Annotated in this window: 22 protein-coding genes; 19 read left to right on the top strand and 3 right to left on the bottom strand. The window is 63.4% G+C overall.

Annotation, left to right across the window (positions count from 1 at the left end; all coding sequences use genetic code 11):
* Positions 1-18: 18 nt before the first annotated feature.
* The 4 genes from NEK97_RS18035 to NEK97_RS18020 all read left to right on the top strand — a co-directional run bounded on the left by NEK97_RS18035 (position 19) and on the right by NEK97_RS18020 (position 4,606).
* Positions 19-2,883: a DNA translocase FtsK gene (locus NEK97_RS18035; protein WP_257371111.1), complete on the top strand. Its 2,865-nt coding sequence runs from the start codon at positions 19-21 to the stop codon at positions 2,881-2,883.
* Between the two features lie 39 nt (positions 2,884-2,922).
* The gene (gene pgsA / locus NEK97_RS18030; protein ID WP_235521828.1) at positions 2,923-3,525 is read left to right on the top strand and encodes a CDP-diacylglycerol--glycerol-3-phosphate 3-phosphatidyltransferase; all 603 of its coding nucleotides are present in this window, start codon (positions 2,923-2,925) and stop codon (positions 3,523-3,525) included.
* Positions 3,522-4,034, top strand: coding sequence for a nicotinamide-nucleotide amidohydrolase family protein (locus tag NEK97_RS18025; RefSeq protein ID WP_257371110.1), 513 nt, complete (start codon positions 3,522-3,524; stop codon positions 4,032-4,034). Before pgsA ends, NEK97_RS18025 begins: the two co-directional genes overlap by 4 nt.
* A gap of 137 nt (positions 4,035-4,171) precedes the next feature.
* A complete protein-coding gene (locus tag NEK97_RS18020; protein WP_211711854.1) occupies positions 4,172-4,606 on the top strand; it encodes a helix-turn-helix domain-containing protein in 435 nt (144 codons plus the stop codon).
* 117 nt (positions 4,607-4,723) lie between these two features.
* Here the strand turns inward: NEK97_RS18020 and NEK97_RS18015 are convergent, their stop codons facing one another.
* Positions 4,724-5,257, bottom strand: coding sequence for a MarR family winged helix-turn-helix transcriptional regulator (locus NEK97_RS18015; RefSeq protein WP_374111549.1), 534 nt, complete (start codon positions 5,255-5,257; stop codon positions 4,724-4,726).
* A gap of 68 nt (positions 5,258-5,325) precedes the next feature.
* On the opposite strand from NEK97_RS18015, the gene NEK97_RS18010 reads away from it, so the two are divergent.
* The 6 genes from NEK97_RS18010 (at position 5,326) to dapF (ending at position 10,808) form a co-directional block, all read left to right on the top strand.
* Positions 5,326-5,523, top strand: coding sequence for a DUF3046 domain-containing protein (locus NEK97_RS18010; protein WP_257371165.1), 198 nt, complete (start codon positions 5,326-5,328; stop codon positions 5,521-5,523).
* Between the two features lie 245 nt (positions 5,524-5,768).
* Complete coding sequence (gene recA, locus NEK97_RS18005; protein ID WP_235521831.1) at positions 5,769-6,809, top strand: recombinase RecA; 1,041 nt, start codon at positions 5,769-5,771, stop codon at positions 6,807-6,809.
* 58 nt (positions 6,810-6,867) lie between these two features.
* Complete coding sequence (locus NEK97_RS18000) at positions 6,868-7,341, top strand: regulatory protein RecX (protein ID WP_374111551.1); 474 nt, start codon at positions 6,868-6,870, stop codon at positions 7,339-7,341.
* Positions 7,341-8,870 carry a tRNA (N6-isopentenyl adenosine(37)-C2)-methylthiotransferase MiaB gene (miaB, locus tag NEK97_RS17995; protein ID WP_257371108.1) on the top strand — a complete coding sequence of 510 codons (1,530 nt, stop codon included), beginning with the start codon at positions 7,341-7,343 and terminating at the stop codon, positions 8,868-8,870. Before NEK97_RS18000 ends, miaB begins: the two co-directional genes overlap by 1 nt.
* 16 nt (positions 8,871-8,886) lie before the next feature.
* The gene (gene miaA / locus NEK97_RS17990) at positions 8,887-9,798 is read left to right on the top strand and encodes a tRNA (adenosine(37)-N6)-dimethylallyltransferase MiaA (RefSeq protein ID WP_257371107.1); all 912 of its coding nucleotides are present in this window, start codon (positions 8,887-8,889) and stop codon (positions 9,796-9,798) included.
* Between the two features lie 41 nt (positions 9,799-9,839).
* Entirely contained in the window at positions 9,840-10,808 is a 969-nt protein-coding gene (gene dapF / locus NEK97_RS17985) for a diaminopimelate epimerase (RefSeq protein WP_257371106.1), read from the top strand.
* Here the strand turns inward: dapF and NEK97_RS17980 are convergent.
* The gene (locus NEK97_RS17980; RefSeq protein ID WP_257371105.1) at positions 10,789-11,403 is read right to left on the bottom strand and encodes a class I SAM-dependent methyltransferase; all 615 of its coding nucleotides are present in this window, start codon (positions 11,401-11,403) and stop codon (positions 10,789-10,791) included. The two genes, dapF and NEK97_RS17980, sit on opposite strands and share 20 nt — an antisense overlap.
* A gap of 495 nt (positions 11,404-11,898) precedes the next feature.
* Here NEK97_RS17980 and hflX point away from each other — a divergent pair, with 495 nt between their 5' ends.
* Complete coding sequence (hflX, locus tag NEK97_RS17975; RefSeq protein ID WP_257371104.1) at positions 11,899-13,461, top strand: GTPase HflX; 1,563 nt, start codon at positions 11,899-11,901, stop codon at positions 13,459-13,461.
* Positions 13,454-15,514, top strand: coding sequence for an ATP-dependent DNA helicase (locus NEK97_RS17970; protein WP_257371103.1), 2,061 nt, complete (start codon positions 13,454-13,456; stop codon positions 15,512-15,514). The genes hflX and NEK97_RS17970 overlap by 8 nt, the downstream gene beginning before the upstream one ends.
* Before the next feature lie 25 nt (positions 15,515-15,539).
* Here the strand turns inward: NEK97_RS17970 and lexA are convergent, their stop codons facing one another.
* The gene (lexA, locus tag NEK97_RS17965; protein ID WP_257371102.1) at positions 15,540-16,283 is read right to left on the bottom strand and encodes a transcriptional repressor LexA; all 744 of its coding nucleotides are present in this window, start codon (positions 16,281-16,283) and stop codon (positions 15,540-15,542) included.
* 350 nt (positions 16,284-16,633) lie between these two features.
* Between lexA and NEK97_RS17960 the strand changes: the two genes are divergently transcribed.
* The 7 genes from NEK97_RS17960 to NEK97_RS17930 all read left to right on the top strand — a co-directional run bounded on the left by NEK97_RS17960 (position 16,634) and on the right by NEK97_RS17930 (position 21,453).
* Positions 16,634-16,993, top strand: a complete 360-nt coding sequence (locus NEK97_RS17960; RefSeq protein ID WP_257371100.1) for a LysM peptidoglycan-binding domain-containing protein — start codon at positions 16,634-16,636, stop codon at positions 16,991-16,993.
* Positions 16,994-17,072: 79 nt separating this feature from the next.
* Entirely contained in the window at positions 17,073-18,191 is a 1,119-nt protein-coding gene (locus NEK97_RS17955) for a histidinol-phosphate transaminase (RefSeq protein WP_257371099.1), read from the top strand.
* Positions 18,192-18,237: 46 nt separating this feature from the next.
* A complete protein-coding gene (gene hisB / locus NEK97_RS17950; RefSeq protein WP_235521842.1) occupies positions 18,238-18,864 on the top strand; it encodes an imidazoleglycerol-phosphate dehydratase HisB in 627 nt (208 codons plus the stop codon).
* On the top strand, positions 18,861-19,610 hold the full coding sequence (hisH, locus tag NEK97_RS17945; RefSeq protein WP_257371098.1) for an imidazole glycerol phosphate synthase subunit HisH: 750 nt from the start codon (positions 18,861-18,863) through the stop codon (positions 19,608-19,610). Before hisB ends, hisH begins: the two co-directional genes overlap by 4 nt.
* Positions 19,611-19,769, top strand: coding sequence for a hypothetical protein (locus NEK97_RS17940; protein WP_235521844.1), 159 nt, complete (start codon positions 19,611-19,613; stop codon positions 19,767-19,769).
* Positions 19,770-19,798: 29 nt separating this feature from the next.
* Positions 19,799-20,542, top strand: a complete 744-nt coding sequence (priA, locus tag NEK97_RS17935; protein ID WP_235521845.1) for a bifunctional 1-(5-phosphoribosyl)-5-((5-phosphoribosylamino)methylideneamino)imidazole-4-carboxamide isomerase/phosphoribosylanthranilate isomerase PriA — start codon at positions 19,799-19,801, stop codon at positions 20,540-20,542.
* Positions 20,542-21,453 carry an SseB family protein gene (locus NEK97_RS17930; protein WP_257371097.1) on the top strand — a complete coding sequence of 304 codons (912 nt, stop codon included), beginning with the start codon at positions 20,542-20,544 and terminating at the stop codon, positions 21,451-21,453. The genes priA and NEK97_RS17930 overlap by 1 nt, the downstream gene beginning before the upstream one ends.
* The last annotated feature ends 33 nt before the right edge of the window (positions 21,454-21,486 follow it).

Raw genomic sequence — 21,486 nt, 5'->3', positions numbered from 1 at the left:
TGGGGTAGCGTGGCACTTATGGCGACCCGTACTACCTCCACGCCACGAGGCAGCTCCAGCAGTAAATCCGGCGGCACAGGCCGAGGCGCGGCTGCCCCCAAAAGCGGTGCAACGGCGGCCAAAAGCGGCCGGGGCAGCACTGCGCGCACCAAGCAAGCGGCCGCCGTCGAGCCCCAGGCTCCGCTCCCGTTGCGCCTGCTGGCAGGCGCGTGGCAGGGCATTGGACACGTGGTGGGTGCCGGTGTCCGGCGTATCGGCCACGACGTCAGCGACCTCGATCCCGAGGACCGTCGCGACGGTGCCGCATTGTTCAACCTGGTGTTGGGCATAGCGATTGCCACTTTCGCCTGGTGGGGACTCACCGGTTGGCTGCCCGACATCGTCTACAGCGTGGTGAACGGAACGTTCGGCTGGATGTCCCTGGTCCTGCCGTTCATGCTCTTCATCTGCGCCTTCCGCCTGTTCCGGAAGCCACAGGACGGCCGCGGCAACAACCGCGTGGGCATCGGCTTCATGATCATGACCGTCGCAGGATCGGCGCTGGCCCACGTTATTGGTGGCTTGCCTTCCGTGGCGGACGGCTTCGACGGCCTGCGCAGGGCGGGCGGCATGCTCGGCTTCCTGGCCGCCGCTCCCTTCGCCGCCATCCATCCAGCTATCCCTGTGCTCCTTTACAGCCTGCTGGCCTTCGTCTCGGTGCTGATCGTGACGGCGACGCCGTTCGGTGCCATCCCGTCCCGGATCCGCGGGGCCTACAACCACCTCATGGGCGTCGACCTGATGGACGGTTCCGGCAAGGACGACCACGACCGCAGCTATCTGTACGAGAATGAAGCACCCAAGCCGCGGAAGAAGAAGCGGGTGCGCCTCTTCGGCAAGGACGAGGAAACCGACGCCGGCCTGGAAGGTTACGTCGGGGACGAGGCCTTTGAGCACGCCATAGTGGACGACGACGAAACTCCGGGTCCGTCCGAACCTCGCGTACCGCCGGGCGTGCGGCGTCCGACCCAGGCCGAGATCGCCGTCGGGAAAATCAAGGCCGCCCAGGGACTCGCGGGCGCAACGCCGGGTATCGATAACCCCACCGAAGCCATTCCCGTCCTGACCCCGGAGATGACGGCGCCTGCACCTGCAATCGCCCAGGTACCCGCGAAACCGGCAGGCGCACCGCTTCCGCAAACACCCATTCCCCAGCGCACAGAGCAGTTGTCGTTGGCGGGCGATGTTACTTACACGCTTCCGGCTTCGGACTACTTGACCCCGGGTTCCATCCCGAAGGAGCGCACGGAAGCCAACGACGCCGTCGTCGCTGCCCTGACTGACACCCTCACGCAGTTCAACGTCGATGCGTCGGTGACAGGCTTCAGCCGCGGTCCGACCGTGACGCGCTATGAAATCGAGCTGTCTCCAGGAACCAAAGTGGAGCGGGTCACCGCCCTGTCGAAGAACATTTCCTATGCCGTGGCGTCCAGCGACGTGCGGATCCTGAGCCCGATTCCCGGCAAGTCAGCCATCGGCATCGAAATTCCCAACACGGACCGCGAAACCGTCTCCTTGGGCGACGTGCTGCGGAGCCAGAACGCGCGGCGCACGGACCACCCCATGGTCATGGGCGTCGGCAAGGACGTCGAGGGCGGCTACGTGGTGGCCAACCTGGCAAAGATGCCGCACTTGCTCGTTGCCGGTGCCACCGGTGCCGGTAAGTCCAGCTTCGTGAACTCGATGATCACCTCCATCCTCATGCGGGCCACGCCGGATGAAGTGCGCATGGTCATGGTTGACCCCAAGCGCGTGGAACTCACGGCCTATGAGGGCGTCCCGCACCTGATCACGCCCATCATCACCAATCCCAAGAAGGCTGCGGAAGCGTTGCAGTGGGTGGTCCGGGAGATGGACGCACGCTACGACGACCTCGCCAACTACGGCTACAAGCACATTGACGATTTCAACAAGGCTGTGCGGGCCGGCAAAGTAGTGCCCCCGGTCGACTCCAAGCGGGTCATCAAGCCGTACCCGTACCTGTTGGTGATCGTCGATGAGCTTGCCGACCTCATGATGGTGGCCCCACGTGATGTTGAAGACTCGATTGTCAGGATCACCCAGCTGGCCCGTGCCGCCGGTATCCACCTGGTCCTGGCTACCCAGCGCCCGTCAGTGGACGTCGTCACCGGCCTGATCAAGGCAAACGTCCCATCCCGAATGGCGTTCGCAACGTCCTCCGTGACGGACTCCCGCGTGGTCCTGGACCAGCCGGGCGCGGAGAAGCTCATCGGCCAAGGTGACGCGCTGTTCCTGCCGATGGGTGCCTCCAAGGCGATGCGCGTCCAGGGTGCTTGGGTGACCGAATCCGAGATCCATAAGGTAGTGGAGCACGTCAAGGGCCAATTGCAGGCCGTCTACCGTGACGACGTTGCCGCCGAGGCCCCGAAGAAGCAGATTGACGACGACATCGGAGACGACCTCGACGTGCTGCTGCAGGCCACCGAGCTTGTGGTGACTACGCAGTTCGGTTCGACCTCCATGCTGCAGCGCAAGCTTCGGGTGGGCTTCGCCAAAGCCGGTCGCCTCATGGACCTCCTGGAGTCCCGCGGCGTCGTGGGCCCTTCAGAGGGTTCGAAGGCCCGCGATGTCCTGGTCAAACCCGACGACCTCGCCGCCGTCCTGGCAGCGATGAAGGGGCAGGAGTCACCGGCTGCGCCCGATGCCCACACTGCGGCGCTGAGCGACAACGCGAACTCGAACATCGCCGTCGGCGGTTATGCGGAAGACCTTGTCCAGGCGGACCTGGACAACCGGACGCAGGCCATTGAGTACTACGACGGTGCTGACGGTCCCGATGACGAAGAAGGCGGCGAAGACGCCTGGTCCCTCACGGGACGGTAACGCTCCGGGCGACGGTGCCGGAGACGGTAGCCTAGAGGGGTGACTACAGCCGAGGGTGATAACGCGACGTCCAGCAGCTCCGACATCTGGAACCTGCCCAACATCCTCACGATGCTCCGCATTGTCCTGGTGCCGTTCTTCGTCTGGTTCCTTGTGGCCGACAACGGCAACAACGGGATTTGGCGCTGGGCCGCGGTGGTTGCTTTCGCAGTCGCCATCTACACGGACAAGCTCGACGGCGACATCGCCAGGGCACGGGGCCTCATTACCAACTTCGGCAAGATTGCCGACCCCATAGCCGACAAGCTCCTCATCGGTTCCGCGCTGGTGCTGCTGTCCATACTGGGGGAGCTGCCCTGGTGGGTCACCATCCTGATCCTTGTCCGGGAATGGGGCATCACCGCCCTGCGATTCGTTGTGATCCGCTACGGAGTGATGCCGGCTTCCCGGGGCGGCAAACTCAAGACAGTCATCCAGACGGTGGCCATCTTCCTGTACGTCCTGCCGCTGAAGGCGATCGCGCCGTGGCTGGGAGACGTTGCTTTCTGGGTCATGATGGTGGCCCTGGCCATCACGCTGTGGACCGGCGTCGAATACGTTGTCCAGGCCATGCGGCTTCGGGCAGCCGGACGCCGCGCGTGAGTACTCACGCCTCAGGGTCCGGCGGCGCCCAAACCGCGACGGCGGCAGTTGCGGCGGCAATCGAACGGCACCTGACGGTGGCTACGGCCGAGTCGCTCACGGCCGGTTTGCTAGCTGCCACCCTCGCCAACACACCTGGAGCATCCGGGATGCTCCAGGGCGGCGTGGTGGCCTACCAGAATTCAGTCAAAGCAGATGTCCTTGGGGTCCCGGCCCACTTGCTTGCTGCTGTTGGGTCCGTCGACGGCGGTGTCGCCGAGGCAATGGCCGACGGCGCGCGGCGCGCCTGCGGGTCCGACGTCGGGATTTCCACCACCGGAGTAGCCGGACCGGAGCCCCATGACGGCAAAGCAGTGGGAACAGTCTTTATAGGTGTGGCAACGCCAACGTCGGTTTCCGCGTTCGAGTACCGGTTTTCCGGTGATCGGCAGGCCATCCGGGAGCAGGCCTGCGAGGCCGCAATGGTGCGTCTCCTTGCCGCGCTAAGTGACGTTGGTTACCGTTCGTAAAGTAGCCGGGAACAAAAACAGATTGCCAATAGTTGTGTCATTGTGTCGCTTCGGAAGAGCCGGGGCGCCTAGGATGTAGAAACCAACCCGGTCCGCCAGCCAGCGAACCGGATGAACGAGGGAGCAAGGCGATACAGATGGTAAAGCAGCCCGTATCCGTGAACGGCGTTGTCCGCTGGAAGGATGTGGGCTTGGCTGATCAGACACAGAGCGAACAGAAGGAGCGCAAAATGGTTGTACTACGCCACGAGATCGGTGATGTACTGCGCGATGTCCGCCAGCGTCAGGGCCGTACCCTCCGCGAGGTTTCGCACAGCGCCCGTGTCTCACTCGGTTACTTGAGTGAAGTTGAACGCGGCCAGAAGGAGGCTTCTTCCGAGCTCCTGTCCTCGATCTGCACAGCCCTGGATGTTCCGTTGTCCCACATGCTCCGCGAAGTCAGCGACCGCGTAGCCGTCGCTGAAGGCGTGTCCGTGCCGGACACCGTTCCGCAGGAATTTTCACAGCGTTACGGTCGCGACCTGGACCTCACGGACGACTTCCCGCAGGGAATGCTCTCCGGAGCCCGGTAACCGTTACACAGGAATGAAGGAAGGGCCCCCAGCCGTCGGCTGGGGGCCCTTCCTTGCTGTATTCGGTGCTTGTGGGCGCTTGGCTCCTTGATGGGGGAGCGCTGGCCCCGGCGCAACCTAGGCTGGGTCGTCCGGAGTGTTTTCCTTGAGAGTGACATCCCTCAATACGCCATCGCCGTAGATGGCGTTGAGTCGGCCCATGTAGTCCGCCAGCGTCTGGACGTCCTCCAGCGGCCACTCACCGAGCCGTTCCCGGAACACCTGCCGGCGCGCGTCCTGGACCTGGTGCATCTTCTCTTCGCCCTTCTCTGTCAGTCGGATGGACTGGGCGCGGCCGTCCTGCGGATCGGCTTCCTTGTATACGAGGCCAATGCTTTCCAGGAAGGCGATTTGGCGGCTGACAGAGGGCTTGCCCACCCCGATGCACGTAGCGAGCTCGGTGAGCCGGATGGGACCTTCCCTCCGTATGACGGTAAGGAGTCCGTAGGCAGCCGGCTCCATGTCCGGATGGACCTGTCGGGACAATTGGTGGGAGATCGAACGGGCGCGGCGCCAGAGCAGGCTCAGCTGGTGTTCCACCTGCTGGAGGGCGTCGTCCACGGCGTCGCCTGGCGGGACCGTGTCGGGTGCGCTCTGGAGAGGATTGCTCATGGCAACCATTCTAGAGTCCGGGGGCATGAGAGACTCTATCCGTGAGGGCAAGTGACTTTTGGCGATTGATGGACGACGAATTCGGGGCAGGCTACTCCCGGGTTCTGGCCAACTCCCTGGTGCTTGCCGGCGTTGGTGGACGCACTGCGGTGGAGGCCCTGGCGGCCGGGTACCAGCCCCGCGAAGTGTGGTTGGCCATGTGCGAAGTCCAGGACGTCCCCCTCGAACGCAGGTTGGGCAGGGACATCAAACCAGCCTCAAGCTAAGTGCGTTGAGGTCTCTGCAGCGTGACACGCCGACCCGTTGTTCGAATATCTGTTCGGATGGGGATATGCTCCTGGAAGAGGAAAATTGATCCTGAAGACGCATTCCACGGCATCCAGCGGTCCCGTTTATCCACATAGCAGGGGTCGGCTTGTAAAAATGTCCGGGCACCGTAATAGCGTCGGTCATGACAGGAAAGCGGCCCTTCGGGCCACTCCACAGCGAGAAAGCATCAGAGGTGTGAACCATGGCGGCAGCCCCGGATCGTGAGAAGGCGCTCGAAGCAGCGCTTGCCCAGATCGACAAGCAGTTCGGCAAAGGCTCTATCATGCGCCTGGGTGATGACACCCGTGCGCCCATCGAGGTCATTCCTACCGGGTCCATTGCCTTGGACGTAGCCCTCGGCATTGGCGGACTGCCGCGCGGGCGTGTCGTGGAGATCTATGGCCCGGAATCCTCGGGTAAGACCACCGTTGCCCTCCACGCCGTAGCCAACGCGCAGCGCGCCGGCGGTATTGCGGCCTTCATCGACGCCGAGCACGCGCTCGACCCCGACTACGCAGCAAAGCTGGGCGTCGACACCGACGCGCTCCTGGTCTCGCAGCCGGACACCGGCGAGCAGGCCCTGGAAATCATGGACATGCTGGTGGGTTCCGGCTCGCTGGACATCATCGTCATCGACTCCGTTGCAGCTTTGGTTCCGCGCGCCGAAATTGAAGGCGAAATGGGTGACTCCCACGTTGGCCTCCAGGCGCGCCTCATGAGCCAGGCCTTGCGTAAGATCACTGGCCGCTTGAGCCAGACCAAGACCACCGCCATTTTCATCAACCAGTTGCGTGAAAAGATCGGTGTCTTCTTCGGCTCCCCGGAAACCACCACCGGTGGTAAGGCGCTGAAGTTCTACGCCTCTGTGCGCATCGATGTCCGGCGCATCCAAACCCTGAAGGAAGGTGCGGATTCCGTGGGTAACCGCACCAAGGCAAAGATCGTCAAGAACAAGATGGCTCCGCCGTTCAAGATCGCCGAGTTCGACATCATCTACGGCCAGGGCATTTCCCGCGAGGGCGGGATCATCGACATGGGTGTCGAGCACGGCATCATCAAGAAGTCCGGCTCATGGTTCACCTATGACGGTGACCAGCTTGGCCAGGGCATGGAGAACTCGCGTCGATTCCTGCGCGACAACCCTGAGCTGGCTCAGGAGCTGGAGCGCCTGATCAAGGAAAAGCTCGGCGTAGGTGTCAAGCCGGAGGAAGACTCGCCGAAGCTGAAGGCCGTTGACGGCTAGGAAAGGTCCGGACCCGGACTCTTCAGTTGCGGCTGATCCTGAACCAGATCCCGAGTCCGTGGCGCGTGCCATCGTCCTGAGGCAATTGACGATGGCGCCGCGGAGCCGGTTGCAGCTATCCAGGAAACTGGCCGAGCGGAATGTCCCCGAGGACGTGGCCGAGGCTGTCCTGGACCGGTTCGAAGAGGTTCAGCTGATCGACGACGCCGAGTTTGCCAGGATGTGGGTCCGCAGCCGGTCGCAAAGCAAGAAGCTCGCCAAGGGCGCACTTCGCCGCGAACTTTCAGACAAAGGCATTGAGCTGGAAGACGCAGAAGAGGCGCTCTCCCAGCTCAGCGATCAGGACGAGGAACTGGCAGCGCGTGAGCTCGTTCAACGCAAGCTGCGGCCTGGCATTGACCTGGCTGATCGCGCGGAGCGGGACAAGTACACACGTCGTCTTGCCTCGATGCTGGCACGCAAGGGATACGCGCCTTCCTTGGCCTTCAGGATCGTAGGTGAGGTGCTGGCAGAAGCCGGTACCCTTGAGTAGTGAGTTTGACCATTCCTTCCCTAACAGCTTCCGCCAATCCTTCGGCCGCGCCCCGGACTTACCAGGTCCGGACCTTTGGCTGCCAGATGAATGTCCACGATTCCGAGCGGATGGCCGGACTCCTCGAGGACGCGGGCTACGTACCGGCTGACGGTGACATCGCCGACGTCGTGGTTTTCAACACCTGCGCTGTTCGGGAAAATGCCGATAACAAGCTCTACGGCAACCTCGGCCAGCTGCGGCAGGTCAAGGAAGCGCACCCAGGAATGCAGATTGCTGTTGGTGGCTGCCTGGCCCAGAAGGACCGCGAAACCATCGTGAAGAAGGCGCCATGGGTGGACGCCGTTTTCGGCACCCACAACGTTGGCGCCCTTCCGGCCCTCCTCAACCGTGCTCGTCACAACAACGAGGCACAGCTTGAGATCCTCGAATCGCTGGATGTGTTCCCGTCAACGCTCCCCACCAAGAGGGACTCGGTGTACTCCGGCTGGGTGTCCATTTCTGTCGGATGCAACAACACCTGTACGTTCTGCATCGTTCCCTCGCTGAGGGGCAAGGAAAAGGACCGCCGTCCCGGAGAGATCCTCGCCGAGATCCAGGCGCTGGTGGACGACGGCGCAGTCGAAGTGACGTTGCTTGGGCAGAATGTGAACTCGTACGGGGTGGAGTTCGGCGACCGGCAGGCGTTCTCCAAACTGCTCAGGGCCTGCGGTGACATTGAAGGGCTGGAGCGCGTCCGTTTCACTAGCCCCCATCCGGCTGCATTCACCGACGACGTCATTGAGGCAATGGCTGAGACACCTAACGTCATGCCGCAGCTGCACATGCCGCTGCAATCCGGCTCGGACAAGATTCTTAAGGACATGCGCCGCTCCTACCGTTCCAGCAAATTCCTCGGAATCCTGGACAAGGTCAGGGAGCGCATCCCGAACGCCGCGATCACCACCGACATCATCGTTGGCTTCCCCGGCGAAACGGAAGAAGACTTCCAGGCGACGCTGGATGTCGTGGAAAAGTCACGCTTTTCGTCCGCGTTCACCTTCCAGTACTCCAAGCGCCCCGGCACACCTGCTGCCGATTTGCCGGACCAGCTCCCCAAGGCGGTTGTCCAGGAACGGTTCGAACGCCTCACCGCCCTTCAGGACCGTATTGCGGCAGAAGAGAACGCAAGCCAACTCGGCCGTCAGGTCGAAATCCTGGTGACGGCGCAGTCCGGTCGCAAAGCTGAGGAAACGCATCGTTTGTCTGGTCGTTCCAAGGATCAGCGGCTGGTCCACTTCTCTGTCCCAGCAGGTGCTGAAACCCCGCGTCCCGGTGATTTCGTCACAGTGACCATCACCGAAGCCGCAGCATTCCACCTTGTGGCGGATCCTGCCACCACGGAGGACTACGTGCTGCGCAGGTCCCGTGCGGGGGATGCCTGGGACAGGGCACAGGCAGATTCCTGCGGCGTTCCCGCACCCGGGGCAGCTCCCGGCAAGGGCGGCGTATCGCTGGGCATGCCGTCGCTGCCCGTGCGCCGCTCCTAGCGCCGGGCAACGCGACGTGTCCACCTCCGGCCCTGAACCGCAGCCTCCCGTCATCGCCGTCGTTGGCCCCACCGGCTCCGGCAAATCGGATCTCGGGGTCAATCTTGCGTTGGCCTTGGGCGGTGAAGTGATCAACGCAGATGCCCTGCAGTTCTATCGTGGCATGGACATAGGCACGGCCAAGATCACCGTGGAAGAACGCAAAGGCGTTCCCCATCACCTTCTTGACACCATGGATGTCACCGAGGAGGCCAGTGTCGCGGACTTCCAGGCGGAGTGTCGCGCCGCCATCCAGGAGATCCATTCCCGTGGCAAGCGTGCCATCCTCGTGGGAGGTTCCGGGCTCTACGTCCGGGCGGCGCTGGACGTACTGGAATTCCCGGGGACCGATCCATCGGTTCGGAAGGAACTCGAGCAGGAGTGCGAAGCACGAGGGTTGGCGCCGCTGCGGACCAGGCTGGAAGAAGTCGATCCCGTGTCTGCAGCGCGGTTAGGGGATGCCCGCCGCGTGATCCGGGCACTTGAGGTCCACCGGATAACGGGCCGTCCTTTCAGCTCCTTCATGCCTCAGCGTGAGTATTTCCAGCCCGCTGTACAAATTGGCCTGTCGGTGGACCGTGAGGTCCTCCGGGAACGGCTCGCCCAAAGGGTGCATCGGATGGTTGCAGCCGGACTGCAGGAAGAAGTGGAGCGCCTCGATGCCGCCGGTTTGAGGAACGGCAAGACTGCCTCCCGGGCCTTGGGATACGCCCAATTCCTCAAAGTGCTCGACGGCGAGGCTGACGTCCCCGCTGCCGCTGAGGAGACCATCGTTGCTACGCGGCAGTTCGCCCGGCGTCAGTTGACGTGGTTCCGGGCGGATCCGCGGATCACGTGGTTCGACTGGCAAGACCCCGAGCTAGTGGCCAAGGCAGCAGCTGCGGCCTGACGAATTTCGGACCGGTGAGCCGTGGCAGGTAGCCTAGTGCCATGGACGAAACCGCTTCCCTTTCCGCCGAGCAGCCCGCTGCTGCCGGCGCTTCCGTAACCGCTGCCAGCCTGTCCGGGCTGGCGTTTTCCAAGGGCCACGGAACAGGTAACGACTTCGTCCTTATTGCGGACCCAGGCGACGCCCACGAGATCACCCCGGAGCAGGTCGCCCAGCTATGCGACCGGCACCTCGGCGTTGGGGGAGATGGCCTGATCCGTGCGGTGCCCTCGAGGTTCCTTCCCGAAGGCCGCGCCCTGCTTGAACAGGACCCTGCCGCCGAGTGGTTCATGGACTACCGCAACGGTGACGGTTCCCTGTCGGAGATGTGCGGCAACGGCGTTCGGGTCTTCGTCCATTTCCTCATAGCCGAAAAGCTGGTGGAACTGGGCCCGGGCGAGACTTTGACCATTGGCACCCGTGGCGGCGTCAAGAAGATCGTGCGCACCGCCACGGGTTATGCCGTGGACATGGGGCCTTGGGAATTCATTTTCCCCAAGGAAGCCACCAGCAAAGCCATGGATGCCCTGGTCAGCGCGGACGGCCTCGAAGTCGCCCGGCCGGGCCTCTCAGTCAGTATGGGAAACCCCCACACGGTGGTCGCACTGGCGGAGCTCAGCGAGCTGACGGCGACCCAGCTGTTCAAGCCTCCTGTCGTGGATCCCAAACCTGCCAACGGAACCAACGTCGAATTCGTCGTTCCCGCCGAACCGCTGGTTGAAGACGGTGTGGGAACCATCACCATGCGTGTCCACGAACGTGGCGTGGGGGAGACGCAGTCATGCGGCACGGGCGCCTGCGCCGCAGCGGTGGCGATCCGTCACTGGGCCGGCAGCACGGCCCCGAACGACTGGCACGTCAAGGTACCGGGCGGCGTCGTGGGTGTGAAGTTCTTCCCGGGTGCCGGCGGCCGTGAGCACGTTGAGCTCAGCGGTCCCGCCGTGATCGTAGCTACTGGGACGCTTTCCTGACCCTGATGATCCTGAAGGACTTGGACGTGCTTTCGCGGGACACCGTGAAGGTGCTGTCCAGTTCATCGGCAAGCCAGCGTTGGAGCGAGTCCGACCCCAGGTTTTTCTGGACCACCAACCAGGCGTTGCCACCCGGTGCCAGGCGCGGGAGCCACGTCAAGAGCAGCGTGTGAAGTTCCGCCTTGCCGATCCGGATGGGCGGGTTCGACCAAATCGTGTCGAACTCCAGGTCGGGATCCACTTGGTCTGGCAGGCTGGCCTTCACGTTGTCCAGGCCAAGCGCCGCAGCATTCTCGTTGGTCAGCGTCACGCATCGCTCATTGACGTCCACGGCGTAAACCCGTGCATGGGGAGCCTTCAATCCGAGGGTCAAGGCTATGGGACCCCATCCGCAACCGACATCCAGCAGGTTGCCCTGCGGTGCCGGGGGCGGAACTTCCGAGAAGAGGATCGCCGTGCCCTTGTCCACACCGTCGGGGCTGAAGATACCCGAGGAGGTCTGCAGGTGGCGGGTAGCGCCGGCGAGCTCCACCGTGAGTGGTTTGCGGGTGAAGGGTCCAGCTGGCTGGGCAGTGAAATAGTGTGCAGACTCCATAATTTGCCAGATTAGTGGGCCGACGGCGACATGGGAAACTGCCCCATCCCGCTGATGGATTGACAGTGGCTGCTAAAGTGGAAGTCATGTTCTTGATCTTTGAGTAGTCTGCCGAAACCCGGCACCGCCCGCGATGCAGGCCCGCTTGGCCCCGAGCCAAACGCACGGCCTTTCCGCCCGGCAGGTCCCACCTGGCAAAGTCAGCCACTGCATGGCGTAGCTGACTGACACTGAAGAAGATCACACCATCCAGTGCCCTGGCGTAACCGTTGACGACGGTTGGCAGGAAGAACGGATGTAAATTTCCTTGGTTGCCCCGGACCTCCGCGCGAACCCTATTTCGTTTGAATCGCAGCGGCCTTCCCTGCCCTGGAGGCACGGCCGCACAGCCCACAGGAGGCCCCTTTGGCCCAAGCCCGTCAGCCCAGCGCGAATAGCGCCCCATCAAACAGCAAACAGCACTATTCTGGAATAGCCGAACAGTCTAAGGAGACCATGACCACCCAGAAGCACTCCGGATCCGATTCCGACGCCCAGGACATGAGTCCTGAACAAATCCAGGCCGTCATCGACCGGATTCTTTCCAAGGATGTACCTGCGCAGGCATCCAACGACAACGATGCCAACAGCGTGTTCGGCAAGGCGCAGGCGATCTCGACGCTGGACCAGGAACACAGCATTTACGACGGCGACCAGGAAGATCTGGCTGAACGCCGGGCCCTGCGTCGCACGGCCGGGCTTTCCACGGAACTCGAAGACGTCACCGAGGTCGAATACCGGCAGTTGCGCCTTGAGCGCGTCGTCCTTGCCGGCCTGTGGACCGAGGGAACGCTCGCAGACGCAGAGAATTCGCTGCGCGAGCTGGCTGCTTTGGCCGAGACCGCCGGCTCGGAGGTTCTGGATGGTTTGGTCCAGCGCCGTACCAAGCCGGACCCCGGGACATTCCTGGGATCAGGTAAGGCCCAGGAGCTGAAGGACATCGTGGCAGCCACGGGTGCCGACACCGTGGTGGTCGACACCGAACTGGCACCCTCGCAGCGACGCGGACTCGAAGACATCGTCAAGGTCAAGGTGGTGGACCGCACCACACTGATCCTGGACATCTTCGCCCAGCACGCCAAGAGCCGCGAAGGCAAGGCCCAGGTTGAGTTGGCCCAGCTCGAATACCTCCTCCCGCGTCTTCGTGGTTGGGGCGATTCCATGTCCCGCCAGGCAGGTGGCCAGGTGGGTGGTGCCGGAGCAGGCATGGGTTCACGTGGTCCTGGTGAAACCAAGATCGAACTGGACCGCCGTCGAATCCGCACGCGCATGGCCAAGCTGCGGCGTGAAATCGCCGCGATGAAGCCGGCGCGCGAGACCAAACGTGCCAACCGCCGTCGTAATGCCGTTCCGTCCGTCGCTATTGCCGGGTACACCAACGCAGGCAAGTCCTCGCTGCTGAACCGACTGACCGACGCCGGTGTCCTGGTGGAGAACGCTTTGTTCGCCACCTTGGATCCCACAGTCCGCAAGGCCCAGACCCCGGACGGCATCGGATACACCCTTGCCGATACCGTGGGGTTTGTCCGTTCGCTGCCCACCCAGCTGATCGAAGCCTTCAGGTCCACGCTGGAGGAAGTGGCGGATGCGGACTTGATCCTGCATGTCGTCGACGCTTCGCACCCGGATCCCGAGGGACAGATCGCCGCAGTGCGGTCCGTGTTCACGGAAGTCGATGCCCGGAAGGTCCCGGAAATCATTGTCCTGAACAAGGTCGATGTCGCCGATCCCTTCGTCGTTGAGCGACTGAAGCAAAAGGAGCCCCGCCATGCGGTGGTTTCAACGCGCACGGGCCAGGGCATCGCGGAACTGCTGGAGGATATCAGCCGGTCCATTCCACGGCCGGGGGTACGCCTTGAGCTGTTGATTCCCTACGACCGCGGAGACATGATCAGCAAGCTGCACAGCTCCGACTCGGAAATCCTGAGCCTTGACCACGAGGAATCCGGGACGCGCGTGGTTGTCATGGTCCGCGAAGGACTGGCAGCCGAACTGGAGTCATTCGTCAGCAATGGTTGAGAAGGTGGCGGCGGACGCCGTCGAGTCGGTGGGCGAACAGGCCACCCTCGAATTGTTGGACCGGGCTGTTGCCGGCATGGGCGGACAAAGCCGTGCCGGTCAGCACGAGATGGCCAAACACGTTGCCCGGGCAATCGAGACCGGGGAGCATCTGCTGGTCCAGGCGGGGACCGGAACAGGTAAGTCGTTGGCGTACCTGATTCCGTTGATCGCACATTCGATGGACAGCAATAAACCAACTCTCGTGTCCACCGCCACCTTGGCACTGCAGACCCAGATTGTCGGCCGCGACCTTCCGCGGCTGTTGGAGAGCATTAATCCCGCCCTTGAACGCCCCGTCAACGTGGCATTGGTGAAGGGCCGGGCAAACTATGTCTGCCGGCAGAAACTCGAGGGCGGCTTCCCCAGCGAGGAGCCCTCCGAAGGGCAACTGTTCTCCCTGGGTGAGGACACCAGTGTTCCGCACTTCGCTGCCTCCATGGGCGGGCCGCAGTCGCAGCTCGGCAAGGAAGTGGTCCGGCTTCGCGAGTGGGCCGAGAAGACATCCACCGGTGATCGCGACGAACTCATGCCCGGAGTCACCGACCGTGCGTGGCGGCAGGTTTCGGTCACGTCCATGGAGTGTCTCGGCGCGCAGAAATGCCCGTTGGCTGAGGAATGCTTCAGCGAACTCGCGCGGTCCCGCGCGGCTGAGGCCGATGTCGTCGTCACCAATCACGCGATGCTGGCCGTGAGTGCCTTTGAGGGATTGGCCGTGCTCCCCGAGTACGACGTCGTGGTCGTTGACGAAGCCCACGAACTGCAGGACCGAGTCACCGGAGCCGTATCCGGCCAGCTGTCCGTCGCCATGGTCCATGCCGCAGCGTCCAGTGCGCGCAAGCACACGGCCATCACGGTGGATGCCCTCAACGCTGCGGCCGACCGGTTGGATATGGCCATCGCAGGCGTGCCCAACGGCTTGTTGCCCAACGGTCTTAACGACGAACAGCTCGACTGCCTTGACCAGTTGCGGGACGCCACACGCGCGGCCCTCTCGGATTCGAAGACGGACTCTTCAAACGCGGTCGACGGCGGTCGGCAACTGGCGCGCTCACGGCTCATGCTCATCCTGGAATTGTGCGAACGCCTGCTCGCCGCCAAGGAGAACAGGGAAGTGGTGTGGTTCTCGCGAAACAGCAACTTCGACCCCCAGCAGGGCTACTCTCAGCCTGATGAAACAGCACCCGCCCTCATTAACATTGCGCCGCTGAGCGTCGCAGGCCGTTTGCGTGAAGGCCTTTTTGCCGGCCACACGGTGGTCCTCACCTCCGCCACGCTGGCCATAGGCGCGGCTTTTGAACCGGCAGCCGGTGGCTTGGGCCTGATCGGTGACGGCGCCCCGAGCTGGACGGGCATCGATGTGGGGTCGCCTTTCGACTACCCCAAGCAGGGTGTGCTCTATGTGGCCAAGCACCTGCCCAAGCCTGGTCGGGGTACATCGCCGGAAGCCCTTGACGAGTTGGAAGACCTGATCAGGGCCTCGGGTGGGGGAGCGCTCTGCCTGTTCTCCTCACGGCGGGCGGCCGAGGAGGCGGCCGATGCCATGCGGCTCCGCCTTGACGTCGACATCCTTTGCCAGGGTGAGTCCACCATGGCTGCGCTGGTCAAGCAGTTCGCGGACGAGCCGGACACCTGCCTGTTCGGCACCATGTCCCTGTGGCAGGGGGTGGACGTTCCTGGCGGCTCCTGCCGACTGGTGGTCATAGACCGAATTCCCTTCCCACGTCCGGACGACCCCCTGATGACCGCCCGTTCACGGGCGGTCGCGCAGTCCGGCGGAAACGGATTCATGGCCGTGTCGGCCACCCACGCGGCCATCCGGTTGGCCCAGGGAGCTGGACGCCTGATCCGATCAACCGGTGACAAGGGTGTGGTGGCCGTACTGGACTCCAGACTCTCCACAGAACGCTACGGCGGGTTCCTTCGGGCTGCCCTGCCGCCATTCTGGGCCACAACCGACCGCAAAGTAGTCCGAGGTGTCCTGGAGCGGCTGGGGTCGGCAAAGGCCTCCTAGGGGCTCCTCAGGACCCGAGTGAGGGCTAGAGGGAGCGCAGCACAGAGACGACTTTGCCCATGATGGTGGCTTGGTCGCCAAGGATGGGCTCGTACTGGGTGTTCTGGGGGAGCAGCCACGTATGTCCGTCGCGCTGCCGGAAGGTTTTCACGGTTGCTTCGTCGTCCAGGAGTGCGGCGACGATGTCTCCGTTGATGGCGTCGTTCTGGCGTCGCACCACTACCCAGTCCCCGTCGCAGATGGCCGCGTCAATCATGGAATCTCCGGCGACCTTGAGCATGAACAGCTCGCCATGCCCTACGAGTTGCCGCGGGAGGGGGAGTACGTCCTCCACGGTCTGGTCGGCCAGGATGGGACCACCGGCGGCGATGCGGCCCACCAGCGGAACCATCGCTGTATCGCTGGCGCTGGCCAGTTCCGTCACAGCGAGTCCGCCCGTGCTGCGAAGCGCCGTGGGTGCTTCGACGCCGGGGATAGGACCGCCGTCCAGGGTCAAGGGCATCAGGACTTCCATGGCCCGGGGACGCTTCGGATCGCGGCGGAGGTACCCGAGCTTTTCCAATTGGGACAGCTGGTGGGTGACGCTGGAGAGGCTGGCAAGGCCGACAGTGTCACCGATCTCACGCATGCTGGGCGGGTATCCGTTGTCATTCACGGACCTCTGGATGGTCTCCAGGATCTTCTTCTGACGGACGGTCAGGCTCTTGGGGCTCTTTTGAGGCTGTTGGCTCCGCAGGGGTACCGCGCCGCCCGTGGCTTTCGCTGCCATGTTCGCCAATGCCTTTCCGTTCCGTCCCCGGTGTGTGTCCGGGGATGTCGGGCCCGCAAAAATGTCAGACCCTCCTGTTCCACTGAAACAGTGCTGTTTCTTCACTCAAACGTAGGGCAGCCACCGGCGTTTATCAAACATTTGTTCTAGCGAGTCTCGACAGCGTTCGTTGATAAGTGCTAAAAATGTCATAGCAAGGTTCGAATATGTGTTCTATAAACCTGACGCTTAGCCCCGATGTTCGAAGAAAGTGTTCGAACAAGCAAGGGCCGGCACAGGAGAACACCAAGAATTGGCAGCCAGGCGCCGGGCATCCGGCTCATTGGCAATAGCTCAGAAGGGCTCAGCTCATGTCCGCAATCACTACGTTCGCTGATTTCCGCACCACCCAGGCTCCCGCTCGCCTGCGCCTGACCCGTCGGGGGCGGATTGTGTTCTTCGGCATCCCCGCTATGTTGCTGGTGGCTGCGCTGCTGAGCCTTGCCGGTTTCATCACCGCACCCGCAAAGGCCTCCGACTCGCAATCTCAGCTTCGACCACCAGTCGCCGTTACAGTCACTGTCCAGCCGGGCCAGTCCCTGTGGGGTATTGCAGGCGCGGCAGCTCCTGAGCGGGATCCCAGGGATGTCATCACGGAAATCATCCAGCTCAATGACCTTCGTGGCGGCCGCATCCAGCCCGGTCAGCAGCTCTTCGTGCCCGCCAACTAAGTGCCGGACCCTGTGCGAAACGGGAGTGGCCCGGCGTCACAGTTAGTTGGCGGTCGCAGCGGCCCCTTAAACTGACTGGGTGAGTGAGCAGCTTGAGCGACTTGACCGACTTCCCCTCCGGACCAACCTGCGTGGACTGAGCCCCTACGGCGCACCGCAGCTTGATGTCCCCATTTTGCTGAACGTCAACGAGAACACCCATGGCGTCCCGGCCGATGTGCAGGCCGCCATTACGGAGGCTGTCGCCGCTGCTGCCACTGGTTTGAACCGCTACCCCGACCGCGAGTTCACTGAGCTCCGCGAATCGCTGGCCGAGTACTTGGGTCATGGTCTTTCCCGTGACAACATCTGGGCGGCCAATGGATCGAACGAGGTCCTCCAGCAGATACTCCAGGCATTTGGTGGTCCTGGTCGCAAGGCGTTGGGTTTTCCTCCCACGTATTCCATGTACCCGCTTCTCGCCAGCGGCACGGACACGGAATATGTCCGGGGAGTCCGGGCCGACGACTACGGACTGGACGCGCAATCGGCCGCTGACCAGGTCCGGGAGACCGGCGCCAACATCGTTTTCCTGTGTTCTCCCAACAACCCCACCGGGACGGGGCTCGAGCTGGACGTCGTTGAGGCGGTCTACGAAGCCGGCGAAGCGAGCCAGGCGATCGTAATCGTTGACGAGGCCTACCACGAGTTTGCGCACGACAACACGCCCAGCGCCCTGACTCTGCTGCCAGGACGGGAACGGCTGATCGTCTCGCGCACCATGAGCAAGGCTTTTGCCTTGGCCGGCGCCCGGCTGGGTTACATGGCCGCTGCCCCGGAGGTTACGGACGCGATCAGGCTGGTCCGGCTTCCGTACCACCTCTCGGCGATTACCCAGGCAACCGCCCTCGCTGCGCTGAGCCACAGGGAAGCGCTGATGGCCGATGTCGAGGACATCAAAGTCCAGCGCGACCGCATTGTCACAGAGTTGCTGCGGATGGGGCTCAAGCCTGCCGCATCGGACTCCAATTATGTTTTCTTCGGCGGTCTGGAGGACCCGCACGCCGTATGGCAGGGGTTGCTCGATGCAGGAGTGCTGATCCGCGACGTCGGGATCCCGGGCCACTTGCGGGTCACAGCCGGTACCGAACCGGAAACCACGGCCTTCCTGGTCGCACTGGAAGCCCTTTTGGACGGCCAAGCTTCACAGCCCGCCTAAACTTGTCAATAGACCCAACCAATCCTCCGTGTATAAGGACGTCCCAATGAGCGAAACCGGCGCCACGCCGTCCGCTGCCCGCACCGCGCGCATGGAGCGCACCACCAGCGAATCTTCCGTCCTGGTGGAGATCAACCTGGACGGATCCGGTGTCTCGGACATCAGCACCTCGGTTCCCTTCTACGACCACATGCTGACGGCCCTGTGCAAGCACTCGCTGATTGACATGACCGTCAAGGCCACGGGTGATACCCACATCGACGCCCACCACACCGTGGAGGATGTGGCAATCACCTTCGGCGAGGTCCTCCGGACAGCACTGGGCAACAAGGCCGGGATCCGTCGCTTCGGTGAGGCAACCGTTCCCTTGGACGAAGCCCTCGCCCACGCGGTGGTTGATGTTTCGGGACGGCCCTACCTGGTGCATGGCGGTGAGCCTGCGGGCCAGGAATACCACCTCATTGGCGGACACTTCACGGGCTCGCTGACCCGTCACGTTTTTGAAGCCATTACCCTGCACGCGGGTATCTGCCTGCACATGCGGGTGCTCGCGGGGCGCGACCCGCACCACATCGTGGAAGCCCAGTTCAAGGCGTTCGCACGGGCCCTTCGTGCCGCAGTTGAATCAGACCCGAGGGTCGAGGGAATCCCCTCAACAAAGGGAGCGCTATGAGCAGCCAGGTCCTCAAGGACGGTGCGGTTACCGATACCGTGGCCGTCATCAAGCCGTCCTCACCGGAAGGCAAGCCCACCGTAACGGTGCTGGACTACGGCTCCGGCAACGTCCGTTCGGCGGTCCGCGCGCTGGAACGTGCCGGTGCCCACGTGTTGTTGAGTGCCAAGCCCGAGGACGTTCTCAACGCCGACGGCCTGGTTGTTCCCGGCGTCGGTGCTTACGAGACTGTCATGAAGGAACTCAAGGCCGTCGACGCCATCCGCATGATCGGCCGCCGGGTGGCTGGCGGCAGGCCCGTGCTCGCTATCTGCGTTGGACTGCAGGTCCTCTTCGAGGCAGGTGTCGAACACGGTACGGAGTCCGAAGGCATGGCCGAATGGCCCGGCAAGGTGGAGTTGCTCCCCGCAGCCGTTGTGCCGCACATGGGGTGGAACACCGTGGACGTCCCGGAGGGCTCCAAGCTCTTCGCCGGAGTCGAGCAGGAGCGCTTCTACTTCGTGCACTCCTACGGCGTCCAGGAATGGAACTTCGACGTCGTCCAGCCTCGCATGGCGCCTCCCATGGTGACGTGGTCCGAGCACGGCGCGCGCTTCATCGCCGCCGTGGAGAACGGGCCCCTCTGCGCTACCCAATTCCACCCCGAAAAGTCCGGTGACGCCGGAGCCCGGCTCCTCCGCAACTGGGTGGATGGCCTGCGCAGGCCTGCGTCAACAGCGGAAACCCCTGAAAGCGGTGCCGCCTAGATGTGGTCGGTTGTCCTCATGGGCCTCGCCGGCGTGCTGGTGGGGGGCGGAATTTCCTTCCATCAGCAAAAGAAGCCCACTTGGGTTTCAGTTTCTTTCTACGTGCTGGCAGGGATGTCCCTGCTGGCCGCCTACCTCCTGACGCTGCCCGGTAACTAATCCGCGCCCCCACGATTTCAAGGACACTCATGACCACCTCCACCCAGTCCGTTCTGGAACTCCTTCCCGCCGTCGATATCGTCGATGGCCAGGCGGTTCGCCTCCTACAGGGTGAAGCGGGTTCGGAAACCAGCTATGGAACACCGCTCGAAGCTGCCTTGAACTGGCAGGACGCAGGCGCCGAGTGGGTGCACATGGTGGACCTGGACGCAGCCTTCGGCCGGGGGAACAACGCCGCGCTCATCAGTGAGGTCGTCTCGCAGCTCAACGTCAAAGTGGAGTTGTCCGGCGGCCTGCGGGATGACGAGTCGTTGGAGCGGGCGCTGGAACTGGGCGTGGCACGGGTAAACCTCGGCACCGCCGCGCTGGAGAACCCGGACTGGACCCGTCGGGCCATTGAGCGCTTCGGCGACCAAATCGCCGTCGGACTTGATGTCCGCGGCACCACCCTGGCTGGTCGTGGCTGGACCAAGGAAGGCGGCGACCTCTGGGAGGTCCTTGCACGCCTCGAGGACGCCGGGTGCGCCCGTTACGTGGTCACCGATGTCACCAAGGACGGAACGCTGCAGGGTCCCAATGTGGAGTTGCTGCGCCAGATGGTCGAGAAGACGGGCAAGCCTGTGGTGGCCTCGGGCGGCATCTCAAGCCTCGAAGATCTCCGGGTCCTGCGGGAACTCGTGCCGCTGGGCGTCGAAGGCGCAATCGTGGGCAAAGCCCTGTATGCCGGTGCCTTTACGTTGCCTGAGGCCCTGGACGTCGCCGGTCGACGCTAATGCCGCACGAAGCTGGACACCAGCACGAAGAACAAGGCCACGGAGGGCGTCAGCTCCCAGGACACATCGCCGCCGCTTTGAAGGGTGCCGGGGGAGCAACTGATTCGGCGGGACGCCCGTGGGCTGGTCGGAGCCTCAGCGGGGACGACGCCAGGATCCACAACTTCGAGGACGACGACGGTACGGCTGATCCCGGCTACACCGCGGCCATCGCTGCACTCATCGCCGGTACCGGGACTGAGGCCGGCGTCGTGGATGCTCTTGCCACTGCCAGGGTCTTTGTCCCGGTTGTCGCGCAACTCGCCGAGGAGGCGGACGGCGTCGACGGCCTGCATGCGGACAAGCAGGCCGATATGGCATTGATCACACTCAAGGCCCCTGATGGTAGAACAGCGATGCCCGTCTTCACGTCTGCGGCGGCTTTGGAGGCGTGGCATTCTGAAGCCCGTCCGGTGGCTGTCTATGCGGCGCGGGCGGCCCTGTCCGCAGTTTCGGAAGATGCCCAACTGTTGGTGCTGGATCCCGGTTCCGAGTACACGTTCGTTGTGCGGCGGCCGGCTATGTGGGCTTTGGCCCAGCAGCGGGACTGGACGCCGTCATACCTTGATGATCAACTGGAGTCTGCTCTCGCTTCAGCGGCCCTGGAATTTCCGGCCGTGCGCCGACTTGAGACACGGCCCGGCGGCGGTGTGTCCACGCTGACGGCGGATGGCAGCACGGTTGCCGGCGGAGGTCCTGGCCCGGAACTCCAGGTGGTGCTCTACCTCGAGGACGGACTCGGTGCCGCGGATGTCCAGGCGCTTGTTGGTGGCTTGCATGAAGCGTGGGCGCGGATGGAAACCTTTGCCGAAAGTGTTGACTCCATTGAAGTGAAATTGCAGCGTGCAGCACAGGAGCCTGGGCGGCACTAACGGCAGTACCGGTCCCTCCGGGCTGCCCCGGGG

It is taken from the genome of Paenarthrobacter sp. UW852, from assembly GCF_024608385.1.
In the GTDB taxonomy this organism is placed as follows: Bacteria; Actinomycetota; Actinomycetes; order Actinomycetales; family Micrococcaceae; genus Arthrobacter.
This window is presented reverse-complemented; position numbering and strand designations above follow the sequence as displayed.